13 protein-coding genes and 1 pseudogene are annotated in these 13,215 nt (G+C 46.0%); 10 read left to right on the forward strand and 4 right to left on the reverse strand.

Annotation, left to right across the window (positions count from 1 at the left end; all coding sequences use genetic code 11):
* Positions 1–77 precede the first annotated feature (77 nt).
* Entirely contained in the window at positions 78–1,250 is a 1,173-nt protein-coding gene (locus AB3351_RS05160) for a MalY/PatB family protein (protein WP_371146049.1), read from the forward strand.
* A gap of 92 nt (positions 1,251–1,342) precedes the next feature.
* On the opposite strand, the gene AB3351_RS05165 is transcribed toward AB3351_RS05160, so the two are convergent.
* From AB3351_RS05165 to AB3351_RS05175, 3 genes are all read right to left on the reverse strand, one after another.
* On the reverse strand, positions 1,343–2,251 hold the full coding sequence (locus tag AB3351_RS05165) for a DMT family transporter (protein ID WP_371146050.1): 909 nt from the start codon (positions 2,249–2,251) through the stop codon (positions 1,343–1,345).
* Positions 2,252–2,428: 177 nt separating this feature from the next.
* A complete protein-coding gene (locus AB3351_RS05170; RefSeq protein ID WP_371146051.1) occupies positions 2,429–2,863 on the reverse strand; it encodes a VOC family protein in 435 nt (144 codons plus the stop codon).
* A gap of 78 nt (positions 2,864–2,941) precedes the next feature.
* Positions 2,942–3,535, reverse strand: a complete 594-nt coding sequence (locus tag AB3351_RS05175; RefSeq protein WP_371146052.1) for a type 1 glutamine amidotransferase family protein — start codon at positions 3,533–3,535, stop codon at positions 2,942–2,944.
* A 179-nt stretch (positions 3,536–3,714) separates the two neighbouring features.
* On the opposite strand from AB3351_RS05175, the pseudogene AB3351_RS05180 reads away from it, so the two are divergent.
* The 4 genes and pseudogenes from AB3351_RS05180 to AB3351_RS05195 all read left to right on the forward strand — a co-directional run.
* Positions 3,715–3,930, forward strand: a pseudogene (locus AB3351_RS05180) (carboxymuconolactone decarboxylase family protein); the annotation flags it as partial.
* A gap of 84 nt (positions 3,931–4,014) precedes the next feature.
* Positions 4,015–4,980: a hypothetical protein gene (locus AB3351_RS05185; RefSeq protein ID WP_371146053.1), complete on the forward strand. Its 966-nt coding sequence runs from the start codon at positions 4,015–4,017 to the stop codon at positions 4,978–4,980.
* 386 nt (positions 4,981–5,366) lie between these two features.
* On the forward strand, positions 5,367–6,500 hold the full coding sequence (locus tag AB3351_RS05190) for a conserved virulence factor C family protein (RefSeq protein ID WP_371146054.1): 1,134 nt from the start codon (positions 5,367–5,369) through the stop codon (positions 6,498–6,500).
* 97 nt (positions 6,501–6,597) lie between these two features.
* Positions 6,598–7,086 (forward strand): DUF456 domain-containing protein, encoded by a 489-nt coding sequence (locus AB3351_RS05195; RefSeq protein ID WP_371146055.1) that lies wholly within the window; start codon positions 6,598–6,600, stop codon positions 7,084–7,086.
* Between the two features lie 60 nt (positions 7,087–7,146).
* Here the strand turns inward: AB3351_RS05195 and lexA are convergent, their stop codons facing one another.
* Positions 7,147–7,776: a transcriptional repressor LexA gene (lexA, locus tag AB3351_RS05200; protein ID WP_371146056.1), complete on the reverse strand. Its 630-nt coding sequence runs from the start codon at positions 7,774–7,776 to the stop codon at positions 7,147–7,149.
* A 220-nt stretch (positions 7,777–7,996) separates the two neighbouring features.
* Here lexA and yneA point away from each other — a divergent pair, with 220 nt between their 5' ends.
* From yneA to AB3351_RS05225, 5 genes are all read left to right on the forward strand, one after another.
* Positions 7,997–8,278 carry a cell division suppressor protein YneA gene (gene yneA / locus AB3351_RS05205; RefSeq protein ID WP_371146057.1) on the forward strand — a complete coding sequence of 94 codons (282 nt, stop codon included), beginning with the start codon at positions 7,997–7,999 and terminating at the stop codon, positions 8,276–8,278.
* A gap of 81 nt (positions 8,279–8,359) precedes the next feature.
* Positions 8,360–8,581: a DUF896 domain-containing protein gene (locus AB3351_RS05210; protein ID WP_371146058.1), complete on the forward strand. Its 222-nt coding sequence runs from the start codon at positions 8,360–8,362 to the stop codon at positions 8,579–8,581.
* Positions 8,582–8,641: 60 nt separating this feature from the next.
* Positions 8,642–9,292, forward strand: coding sequence for a YneB family resolvase-like protein (locus tag AB3351_RS05215; protein ID WP_371146059.1), 651 nt, complete (start codon positions 8,642–8,644; stop codon positions 9,290–9,292).
* 168 nt (positions 9,293–9,460) lie between these two features.
* Positions 9,461–11,929, forward strand: a complete 2,469-nt coding sequence (locus AB3351_RS05220; protein ID WP_371146271.1) for a U32 family peptidase — start codon at positions 9,461–9,463, stop codon at positions 11,927–11,929.
* 421 nt (positions 11,930–12,350) lie between these two features.
* Positions 12,351–13,145, forward strand: coding sequence for a C40 family peptidase (locus tag AB3351_RS05225; protein ID WP_371146060.1), 795 nt, complete (start codon positions 12,351–12,353; stop codon positions 13,143–13,145).
* Positions 13,146–13,215: the final 70 nt, after the last annotated feature.

Below are 13,215 nucleotides of genomic sequence, written 5' to 3' on the forward strand. Positions count from 1 at the left end.
ATTCATTCGATATTGATTTTGATAAGATACAAGGGTAAGCATCAGGGTACGAGAGTATAGAAAAGGGAGGGAACGCAGTGAAATATAACTTTGATAACCTATTGTCCCGTCTGAATACGAATTCGATCAAATGGGATTATCGCAAAGAAATCTTCGATGCAGATGATGTACTGCCGTTATGGGTGGCGGATATGGATTTTGCTTGCCCGCCAGGGGTGACAGAAGCATTGATGAGGCGAGCGCAGCATCCTGCATACGGGTATCCTGGTACACCGCGTGCGCTATATGAAGCTGCGGTACGATGGACTGCACGCCGTTTTGGAAGAGAGCTTCAGCCGGAGTGGATGACAGTCGTCTCTGGGGTTGTGCCTGGTTTGTATGCGGCTGTAGAAGCATTTACCTCTCCCGGTGATAAGGTCATTGTACAGCCGCCGGTATATCCGCCATTCTATAGCGCGGCCTTAGGGCGGGGGAGACGAATAGTGGAGAATCCGCTGGTCGAAAAAGACGGGCATTATAGAATGGATATAGAAGGACTCAGGAAAGTGATTGATGAACGGACGAAGCTTCTTATTTTATGCAGTCCACATAATCCGGTGGGTCGTGTCTGGTCGCAGGAAGAGCTTCGTGAGCTTGCGGCGTTATGCGCAGAGAAGGATCTCATTGTATTAGCTGATGAAATTCATGCTGATCTCGTATATGAGCCGTATGTCCATACGCCGTTTTATTCGCTTGGGGAGGATGCGGCCAATCGCTGTGTTACATTCCTATCCCCGAGTAAAACCTTTAATGTAGCTGGTTTGTTTACCTCCCTAGCGGTGGCCCAGAACTCGGAGTTGTTAAAAAAGCTGAAAGCCGCAATTGAAAAAGTTGGGGTTGACCATGTAAATCTTTTTGGCATTGAAGCGTGTATTGCCGCCTATGACAAAGGGGAAGAGTGGCTAGATGAGCTGTTGGTGTATTTGTTAGGTAATGCCAAGTATATAGAGCAATCTCTTGCAGAACACATACCTGGCGTTAGAATGAAGGTTCCTGAAGCGACCTACTTGGGATGGTTGGATTTTCGAGGACTTGGTCTGAGTGATACGGAGCTAAAACAATTTATCATTGAACAGGCACGGCTTGGACTTAACGATGGGCATACGTTTGGCAGAGGCGGGCAAGGGTTTCAGCGTCTAAACTTTGGTTGTTCACGTGCAACGCTTGAGGAGGCGCTCGGGCGCTTAGAGACGGCAGTAAATAATAGATAAAGAGAGAGGACCCTATTTCCGAAAAAAAGAACGAAAATAAGGTCCTCTCTTACTCTGCCCCCATTGGCTTGGCAAGCTCCTTCGTTGTTGGATTAGACTGAGGCGTTGATTGGGGCGTTTCGGGGATTTTCTTTTTTGGACTCTTGTACAAGTGTAACGGCAACAATGACAAGAAGAATTCCGATTGTTTGCCAGAATGTAAGAATTTCCCCGAAGAATAATGTCCCGGTAAGCGTCGCCACAATTGGCTCTACTGTTGCTGTAATCGACGCGCGGCTCGATTCCACATGGGAGAGACCGAACGTATACAGAAGATAGGCCAGCACGGTAGGAAACAATCCAAGACCCAGACTGTAAAAAGCGACATCTGGATTTGCGAACAGGTGCCAGGAATTCCACAGGCCGCTTAGAGGCAGAATCCCAATGCTGGCAACAAAAAACGTATAGGCGGTTACTGTGAGCGAATCATATTTTCGCAGAGCAAATTTGCCGAAAATGCTGTACAACGCATAGCCGAATCCCGCCCCAATTCCAACAAGCAAACCGAACAAGGAAACGGTGCTTCCGAAGGTGGGGAGGAGACCGACCACGAATGCACAGCCAGCAAACGTAACAAGAAGCGCGATTACTTTGCGCCAGGTAAGCCATTCCTTGAATAAAAAGCGCGAAAGAATCGTAACGAACGCGGGGCCGGTATATAACAAGACGGCCGCAACAGAAACCGATGTCTCTTGGATAGCGGTGAAATAGCACCAGTTAAAGAAAACGATGCTGAAAATACCTGTTCCCACAAAGTATTTGATATCAGCAAGCTTGATTCTCAGCAGCGCGGCATCTTTCCACGCGAGGTAGCCAAGTAGCAGCAGCGCGGAGGAAAGTACACGAATGGCGACAATTTGCAGTGGTGTAAAACCGCTTGCCGATAGAAACTGCACAAAGACCGAGATGATCCCCCAAAGAGCCGCGCCGGTGGCGATGCATATGTATGCCCATTTTTGCATATTTCTGCGTCTCCCTTATTTATTTTCTTCCCATTATGAAGGGAATGATAGACGATGGCAAGCGCTGTAAGCCTTCCGTGAAGTGCAATGAACGCTCAAAAATAAGGGCATGTTTTGAAAGAAATCCATCAAAACACGCCCTTATTTCTTTATTGAATACTGTGCCGAATTTGTCTGTTACAAAGAGCAGCTACCGTCTTGTGTTGAAATGTGCCAGGTTACGCCGAATTTGTCTGTTACCTGCCCATATAAGGGACTCCAGAACGTTTCGTGAAGCGGCGCAATAATCTGGCCGTCTTCTTGTAGTTTTTCGAATACTTCTCTTGATTTTTCTACATTATTTATATTGATAGCGATCGTTACTTGTGAACCAATTTGATGCGGTTGACCTGGAAATAGATCAGAAAGCATCAGATCTGTATTTCCCACTTTTAAATGTGCATGTAGTACACGGTCTTTTGCCTCAGCAGGGAGGGGGTGCTCTGGATTTTCAGGCATGTCTCCAAAAGTGCGAAGCGCGAGAACTTTTGCATCCAGGGCATTCTCGTAAAATGTAACAGCTTCTTGTCCCTTACCATCCGAAACTAAATAGGAATTGATTCCCAAAATCATAAAATCACCTCTTCTGTTCATTTTAAAGGAAGCAGGCACCCACCAGTGGTAACAATAGAAGCTGTCGATTGGGAAAGCCTATGCCTTATTTTTTATGGCCTCATAGTATCCCAACTTAAAAAAACTATACCATTGTTCAACTTCTTTATTCGACATCATGTCAAGGGCTAGTAAAACCTCTTTGGAAAATTCTAAGTTTGCTGTTCCATTAGCTGTTACGACGTTTCCGCTTCTTACTGCCTGTTGATGTTTATAGCTGCTTTCATTGGTATAGTTTTCACCTGCATAGCTTTGTAAATCCTGAAGTTGATTGCTTGTATGTTCAACTTCATTTAATGCTCCCATTGCACCTAAATAAACACTTGCATCGCAAATAGCAGCTACCACAGCATTTTTCTTTATAGCAAGGTCTACAAGCTCTCTCACTTGTTTCGCTTCCTCGGTTCGCCATGAATTGCCGCCAATAAGTATTAATCCAGCAAAATCTTTGTTTGCTGCTTCGGATAAATCGTAATCTGGATGAACTGAAAAGCCGCCTATGGATACTACAGCTTTTTTTGTAAGGGAGACCGTTCTGACACAAAAGCCCTCTTTCTGGTTAATCGCCGCTGCTAAAGGCGCAGCTTCCCAATCCGCATAATCATTCAAGATAACAAATAGAACTTCTTTCATATTTCCCTTCTTTTTTTTGTTTTTTACATATGCTATTTCATTGAAGCCTAACGCAAGCGACAAATGTTTTCTGAATAGAACAAATGTTTGTATATGTATAGTACTATATGTAGCGGAGATGTTCAATGCGTAATTATGAGTTTTAAAATACTGCGTATAAATATAATAAACCTTTTTAAAAAATAAAGGTAATTAAAACACCTAATGGCTACGTTTATTATATTAACATGCATACATCTGATGCTAGAATAATGGGAGAAACAGAACAATGTTTATATTGTATTAGTGCTTGGAGAGAGTGCACATTTTACACAGATCCAGAAAAAATAGCTTTTGAGTTGACAGAGTACGTGACTTTAATCCTGACAAAACGTGTACCAGATGAGCTTTATCAATGAATAAATCTTATGGGATTCGTCATCGGTTTTTAGGATTATAATCTAGAGTCGCGAGTTAGAACTTGTAGAGGAGATGAGAAAGTGACAAGTAGCGCAGAGAGGAAGACATCAAAATTGATGAGGTTACGTAGAATCTGCGGTTATAGTGCCGCAATAGCAGTAACTCCTTACCTGCTGATCAAAATCGTATGGACTTTTGGTCTCTTTCTTCCCACGGAGCAAATGGGAAATGCTAGCTGGCGCATTATAAACGCAGTAACCGCCGTTCTCGCTGCGATTGGTATCCTTCTTGCGATGGCGTTTTGCAAGCCGTGGGGGGAACGACTACCTGCGTGGGTGGTTGCTCTTCCCATTTGGGTTGGTACCGGTTTGCTCGTTCCCATGCTGTTAATTGCCCCGGTTCTGGGTCCTGCAGCTATGATCCGAGATCAAGAAGCAGGTGCTACCGACTTCTGGATATATGAGCAGATCTTCGTTATGATCTCCCTTTTCGGGATTGGCATTTTCCTGCCGCTTGCATTGGCGGGGTATGCAAAGGCACGTTGGCCAGAGGCGCTGAGTGGCACAACCAACTACAAGGAGTTACCGGGCAATACGTTACAACTGCAGATCATTTTGGCTAGGATCATCGCTGTAGGCTGCACTCTGCTCGGTGTCATTAAGGTGTTTTGGGCGGTTGGCGGTTCCTTCGGTATCAACCCAGTAACCATGAGTGAACGTGATGTGTGGTGGCACCTGCTGTCATTAAGTACAGGCGTGTGGTCCTTTGTTGGTGCGTGGGGCATACTGGTGATCGTATCCCGCCGTGGGTCGAGGTGGTTTTTTCCCCCTATGGCAGCAGCATGGATTTCATCGGGCGCATTATTCTCTAACAACTTCTATTCCATCTTATCCTCCGTGCGACTCGATGCGCCACCCTCCCCAGAGTACCCATTGGCATGGATGTTGACCACACAGGCCGGCATCGTCTTAGGTGTAATAATGGGGATGATTATCCTACTGGTGCTGCACGAACGCCGTCGAGCCCTTCGAGATGAGTCCAACTGAAGTTGATTACACAGAACCACGGAGATGAATTTGTATGAAATCAGATAATAAACACTCGTGTTTCTCTTGGGCAAGTTTGTATATCTAGGGTGTCACCCCATGCCTATCAAGCTAAAAATTAAAGGTACCCCTAAAACGGAATAAAACACGATTCTTTTTCTAATAGCGAGATAAAGGATGGTGTTTTTTTATGAATCTTATGATTCCTGAAGAACGTAACTTATTTTCACGAAAACTGGAGTGCTGTTTATCTCCGGTTAATATAACGAGAAGAGAATAGCGCGTTAATTAATAAATAATGAATTCTTATTTGTTTAGTTGGGATTTGGTTATTTGATTATTTTACGCTACAATAAAGGAAATGTCCGGATGCAGGAGGGATAACTATGAAGATTACATCAATTGAACCCACACCAAGCCCGAATTCGATGAAGTTGAATCTAGATGAACAGCTACCTGTAGGAGTAAGTTACAATTACACGTCAAAAACGAGAGAGGAAGCTCCTGAGCACATTCAAAAGCTGCTCTTCATCCCTGGAGTAAAAGGTGTATTCCAAGTAGTGGATTTCATTGCGTTGGAGCGGAATCCAAAAACGGACTGGCGTGAGATTTTGACACAGGTGCGTCGCATTCTTGGTGCAACAGACGTCCCTGATAAATCAATCGATGAAATGCCTGCACAGGATACATATGGTGAAGTGCAGGTGAATGTACAAATGTTCCGCGGCCTGCCTATGCAGATTAAGCTGGAAGCAAACGGTGAGCAGAAACGGTTTGGTCTTCCGGAACGATTTATGAATGCGGCTCTTAAAGCGCAGGCATCCTCCTCTAATCTGGTAATGGAGAGGAAATGGGAGGATCGCGGAGTGCGTTATGGCACGATGGAGGAGGTTGGAGAAGAAGTCGCCCAGGAAATCTCTGCTGCATATGATGACGAGCGCCTACAACATCTTGTAGAGCAGGCATTTGCACAAACTGAAGATAGGGCGGTAGCCGAAGAAAGTCTCTCTGGAAAAGCGGTGGCAGGCATACTGGACAATCCGGACTGGGAGAAGCGGTTCGCAGCTCTCTCACGGATGGACCCGGGTGAACAGGATATCCCGGTGCTCCATAAAGCGCTGCATGATGATAAAACATCGATTCGCCGCTTGGCCGTTGTCTATCTGGGGATGGTTGAAAGCAAAGAGATAGTGCCGCTGCTGATCGAAGCGCTGAAAGACAAATCGGGCGTCGTCCGCCGTACGGCAGGCGATACACTGTCGGACCTCGGTGACCCTTCCGCGATCAAAGCGATGACGGAGGCGCTTGAAGACCCGAATAAGCTGGTGCGCTGGCGGGCTGCCCGTTTTCTGTATGAAGTAGGAGATGAAACGGCGATACCTGCATTGCGCGTAGCTCAGGATGATCCTGAATTTGAAGTCAGCCTACAGGTTAAGATGGCGCTTGAGCGTATTGAGAGTGGAGAGGCGGCCAGCGGTACAGTATGGCAGCAGATGACCCGCAGTAGAAGCGAGACATAATTCAAAGCAAATAATAAAAATACTGCGTCTTTTTCTTTTTATTATTCGTATAAGAGTAATGAAGGGATTTAAAAAATAAGGGAGGCGCAAAATAGATATGGAGATTGCTATTTGGGTCATAATAGGCCTATTGTTTCTCGGCAGCTTCATCGGGATCGTTATACCGGTTATTCCCGATGCCCTGCTCATCTGGATTGGTTTTTTATTGTATCAATTTACGATAGCGTCCGCTTCACTCGGCTGGACGTTCTGGGTACCGATGACGGTGCTGACCTTATTCTTAATCGGGGCGGATATGCTCTCTAATATTTATTTTGTTAAGAAATATGGGGGAGATAAATGGTCAATGATTGCAGCGGTTGCCGGGATTATTGCAGGACCGATACTGCTTGGCGTCATTTTAGGCCCGTTTGCGATTATTGTAGGACCGTTCCTTGCTGTTTTTGCAGTGGAACTTTTACGAAATAATGGTCCACAAATATCGCTGCGTATTGCGCTTGGCACCGTGCTTGGCTTTCTCAGCAGTGTTGTTGCCAAAGTGATCATCCAGCTCATTATGATTGTATGGTTTTTTATTGCTATATGAGCCTATTCAAAGAAGAGCCTTACCGCATGTATGCGGTAAGGCTCTTCTCCTTCGTATAAATCAGTGAATATTTCTGTAAACGCCAATAACCTTACCAAGAATGGTGACAGCAGGAAGTAAGATCGGTCCCATGGTCGGATTCTCCGGCTGCAAGCGAATATGATTTCTCTCTTTGAAGAACCGCTTCACGGTTGCTTCATCTTCTTCTGTCATAGCGACAACAATATCACCGTTGTTGGCTGTCTGCTGCTGACGAACAATAACATAGTCTCCATCAAGAATTCCCGCTTCGATCATACTTTCCCCTTGGATGCGAAGCATATAGACCGTATCACTGCCTACCGTATTCTCCGGAAGTACGAAATACTCCTCTACATTCTCAACCGCAGTAATTGGCATCCCTGCTGTAACTTTCCCCATGACCGGTACGGTAACCGTCTTCACAGCTTCCATCGTCGTTACGCTTCCACCGCGCTCACCGTCAAGAATCTCAATTGCACGCGGCTTGGTCGGATCGCGTCGGATTAACCCTTTTTTCTCGAGACGAGCCAAATGCCCGTGTACAGTGGAACTGGATGCAAGACCAACAGCTTCACCAATTTCCCGTACGGAAGGCGGATACCCCTTATCCTTGACTTCCTTCTTTATGTAATCCAGGATGGCGAGCTGGCGACTGGACAACTTTTTCATATTCACACACCCCATTCTTTATAGAATCTTTGATTGTTCTCATTATACCAACATTTGTTCTGTTATACAAACATAAGTTCTAATTTTTTATTGACAGGAACATTCGTTCGGATTACTATAAAAAAGAACGGACGTTCCTATTTTTGTTTGGTTCTACTTTACATAGACAGGCATATATTTTTCATACCGGATATCACGGAGATAGAAAGGGGATCTTTATATGAACAAGAAATCGCTGCTTATTGGAATGGTACTTGGAATTGCAATCCTCAGTATGGCTAATCTGGTGTTTGCCTCAATTGGTGGCTCTGCACAAGAAGCGCAGACAAAAGGCATTGAGGTAGTAGTAGAGCCGGGAGATACATTATGGAAGCTTGCTGACCGTTATAATGAACAAGCTGGTATGTCCATTAATGAAATGCTGTTCTATATTCAGCATGAGAATGGCTTGAAATCAGCGGTGGTGCAGCCAGGAGATCATATTATCATTCCAGTTGAATAGAAAAGTGAGAAAGTTTAATGTTTAGGTAATCCGTGCTATAATGAAGGGACATGCTACCGTAGAGAGGAGATGTCGATCCGTATGGTTACCGAAGAGAAAATTCGCCGGATTAATGAACTGGCCGCCAAGTCGAAGCAGGCCGGATTAACGGATAAAGAAAAGGCAGAGCAGAAAGCACTGCGTAATGAATACATTCAGGCTGTTCGCAGTTCATTACAAGCCAATCTCGAATCCATTCGTCTTGTTGATGAAGAGGGTAAAGAGATTGGGCCGCTGCCGCATAAGGATAAATACAAGCATTAAGCAAAACCCTCCCCACGTACGGAGGGTTTTGTCTGTATAAGAAGAGAAGGAGCAGAGAAAATGAATGTTGGATTATATGCGAGGGTGAGCACGGAGCGCAAGGAGCAGGAGAGCAGCCTGAAGAGACAGATGGAAGAACTTCGGCAATATGCAAAGCAAATGGGATGGGTGGTAGTATGCGAAGAATCGGAGCAAGAGAGCGGTTTTGAGCTAGAACGTCCTCGATTGCTTGCGTTGGTGGAAGCAATGGCTGAAGAAGAGATTACGGCAATCATCGTACAGGATGAGTCGCGCCTTGGTCGGGGGAATAGTAAGATTGCATTGCTGCATCAAATTCGCAAGTTGGGGGGCAAGGTATTTGCTATGGATAATCAAGGTGAGCTCCAGCTTAGCGAGATGGAAGGGATGGTGTTAGAGATTCTTGCTGTTGTAGAGGAATACCAGCGTCGTCTAACCAACCACAAGATTTCCCGCGGGATGCAGCGTGCCATTGCAGAAGGATACCGACCGGAACGCAATCTAAAGCACACCGATCAAGGCGGCCGTAAGCGCAATGAACTGCCAATCGAAGAGATTATTAAGCTGCGGCGCAGAAAGCTTCCATTTGAAGATATTGCGCTGACATTGCGCGGGCTTGGCTATGAAGCGTCCCGTGCCACCGTTCACCGCCGCTACCGAGAATACATAGAAAATCAGGACGTAAGCGAATGAGCCATTTGATGGTCAAGGCACAGAATCAATGTCTGTATGATCGAGCATATGACTGTGTTACAATGGTGAAAATAAAAAAAATAGGGTATAGTATTAGTTTGTTGTGTATAGCATAGAGTGCGTGAGATATAGAGAGGATGAAATTGAGTGACCCCAATAACAAGAGATATGGTGGAACTGCTGGCGCCTGCCGGGAACTGGGAATGCCTTCGAGCGGCGGTAACCAATGGCGCTAATGCCGTTTTTTTTGGTGTGGAGAAGTTTAATGCCAGAGCGCGCGCAGATAATTTTAAGATGGACGAGCTTCCGCAAATCATGGCCTATCTGCATACGTATGGAGTTAAAGGCTTTTTGACATTCAATATTCTTGTGTTTGAGGATGAGATGCGGGATGCCCAGGAACTTGTTGATGCTTGTATTGATGCCGGTGTAGATGCGGTTATTGTGCAGGATATGGGACTTGTAAAGCTCATTCGGGAGATATCTCCTGATTTTCCGATTCATGGCTCTACCCAGATGACAATCACGTCACCGGAAGCGGTAGATTTCATGAAAGCCTACAATCTGGAAGTGGTTGTGCTCGGACGGGAGAATAATCTAAAGCAGATCAAAACGATTGCCGGAAAAACAGACACTCCGCTTGAAGTATTCGTACACGGCGCACTGTGCGTCTCCTATTCTGGTCAGTGCCTGACCTCTGAGATGTGGGGGGGACGCTCGGCGAATCGCGGCGAATGCGCGCAGGCTTGTCGTCTGCCGTATGATCTAATCGTGGACGGTGTGCAAAAAGAGATGGGCAATATCGCTTATTTGTTATCGCCAAAAGACTTGGCTGCGATCGACCTCATTCCGGATCTTATTGAAGCAGGCGTGACCTCCTTCAAAATTGAAGGTCGTTTGAAATCCCCGGAATACGTAGCGAATGTGGTTAGCAAATACCGCAAAGCCATTGATGAATATTTCGAGGGCAGAGAGTATGAACCGTCCGTAGAAGAAATGCGGGAGCTGCAGCAAAGCTTCAGCCGCGGCTTTACCCATGGCTTTTTAGAGGGAACCAACAATAAAAAGCTGGTGGACGGCACATTCCCGAAAAGTCGGGGCGTATATCTTGGCACAGTAAAAAAAGTAATAAAGGATGCGGTGCTGTGCGAGCTGCAGGCGCCGATTAAGCGCGGAGACGGCATCGTATTCGATGCGGGAAACCCACAGGAGAAAGAAGAAGGCGGCCGCGTATATGATCTACGGCAAAAGGGCCGTAAAATCGAAGGAGAAATTACACAAGGGCTTGTGGAAATCGTTCCAGGACGCAATAATGTCAAGCTTGGGCGCGTGCATGTTGGCGATAAAATCTGGAAGACAAATGATCCGGAACTTGATCGCAAGTTGCGTAAGACATTTGATACCGACTATCCGTATGAGCTATTTCCGTTGGCTGTGCATGCAATGGGGCGCGTAGGTGAGCGGCTAACCTCTACTTGGCGGGATGTAAAAACCGGCGGTGAAGTATACATCGTCTCAGAGATGAATCTAGAAGCCGCCCAAAAACGTCCGTTGACGGCGGAGTATTTGCAGGAGCAATGGGGACGCCTTGGCGGTACCATTTACGAACTCGGAGAGCTTACGCTAGCACTCGAAGGCGATATTATTGTTCCGGTGAAAGAGTTAAACCGGATGCGCCGGGAAGCGGTAGAGCAGCTGATCACACTGCGTGAGCAGCCGCGCACATACAGCCGTAATAAACGAAAAGCAAGCGAAGCAAAGCCATCAGCAGCCGCAAAAAAAGCCAATGTCGATGTGCCGCAGCTGATCGCTCTATGCCGTACAATGGAGCAAATTCATGCGGCGGCTCAAACGGATGTTGACTATGTGTATGCTGATTTTGAGTTTACCCGCGATTATCCGCAGGCGGTGGAAGCGGCGCATCAGTACGGCAAGCATATTGCCCTGGCAACTCCGCGCGTGCATATGCCAGGAGAACAGGGAGTATTAAACGGCATGTTGCGGGCAAACCCTGATGCCATTCTCGTACGCAATACCGGTGCGCTGCAGTACTTTGTGCAAGCCGGTGTTCAGCTTCCATTGTTTGGGGATTTCTCGCTCAACATTGCCAACCATAAGGCGGCGGAGCTGTTCCTTGCGCACGGACTTGAAAAAGTGACACCGTCCTATGATCTTAATATTCAACAGATGGTCGACATGCTTGCAGCATCACCAACGGATCGCATCGAGTTGGTCATTCACCAGCACCTGCCGATGTTTCATACCGAGCATTGTGTCTACTGTACATTCCTAAGTGAAGGAACGGATTATACAAACTGCGGCCGTCCATGCGAAAGCCATCGCGTCTCTCTGCAGGATCGGATCGGTATGTCGCATCCGGTACGTGTGGACATTGGATGCCGCAACACAGTATATAATGCCATTGAACAGTCTGGTGCAGAGTACATCACTCATTTTCTCGACCTTGGCGTGCAGAACTATCGTGTAGAGTTTTTAGAAGAAGATGCTGCAAAGGTACGCGAGGTGCTTGCCCTTTATCGGGAAGCGCTCCACGGAAAGCGGACGGGTACAAGCGTGTGGCGCGCATTAAAAGCGACCAATCAGCTTGGTGTTACCCGCGGGCAATTAGTTAAATAGCATAACCATAAGGCGGGCTGTTCTGATACGACAGCCTGCTTTTTTTGTAAAAGGAGAGAAAAAACGTACGAAAAAAGACGAAGAAAAGCAAAAGCGGAAAGGAAACAGATTGTGCATTGTCGAAGAATTGTTCTATTATCTTTTTTTGAAATAAAGAAAGGAGGAAATGATAGAAAACGCTTTCTTTTTAAGTCTTTATAGAATTTTAGCATTATTTTTGGAAGGGAATTATGTTTCATCCTGGGTATTTAGGGCCTAATATTGTACTTCACAAAAAAAACAATACCTTCATCTAGTAAAAATAGCTAGAATAAGAGTGTAACCAAAGTTGTATACCGATACATACTTCGACATGAATCTAGTAAAAAATTAGCATGCTATGTGAAAGAAAACGGACAACTGTTTGGGATGGTGATAAGAAATGAAAAAACTAGCATTGGCCGCGCTCTTCTCCATGGTCATCGCGACGCCGGTGTCCGCCGCTTCGTATACGGTCAGCAAAGATGATACCTTGTACAAAGTTAGCCAGCGCTTTGGCGTTTCTGTTGCTGAACTTAAAAAGGTAAATAAGCTGACCACAGACAACATTAAATTGGGACAAGTTCTCAACATACCGACGACAAAGCCAACTTCACGCAGTGCAAGCACAACGTCTCGCCTGCAGACGTCAGCACCAAAACCTGCTGCGTCAAATTATGTTGCTGCAAACACAACAAAACTCAGCTCTACAGTGTCTGCAAAACCTGCCGCAGCTTCTACAACACCAAAGCAGGCGACGTTGAAGAACCCTCCTAAGGTTGCTGTCGTTCCAGAACGTACAGCAAAAACATCACGCGAGGCAGTCGGTACATATGATCCACGACAAATGAACGCTGTGATTGATAAGCTGATCGGCATCCCTTATAAATGGGGAGGAACGACGATAGAAGGCTTTGATTGCAGCGGCTTTACGGCATATGTATTCAATCAGATCGGCACATCCCTGCCTCGTACATCACAACAGCAATTTGATGCGGGACAAGCTGTGGATGAAGCGGATCTAAAGCCAGGCGATTTACTTTTCTTTGACTCAGAGAAAAAAGGCATGATTACTCATGTAGGCATCTATGTAGGCGACAACAAAATGGCACACGCCGCCTCGAAGAATGTCCGAGTGGATACGCTTGATTGGTACTACAAAAACTATCAATACTATGGAGCCAAGCGATTCTTCTAAGTGTATCGACTTTGGTATGAACTTTGGTATTTGCTAGATGGGAAAGCCCCATTCTTTCAACATGGATGTC

Source organism: Aneurinibacillus sp. REN35 (genome assembly GCF_041379945.2).
Lineage (GTDB): Bacteria > Bacillota > Bacilli > Aneurinibacillales > Aneurinibacillaceae > Aneurinibacillus.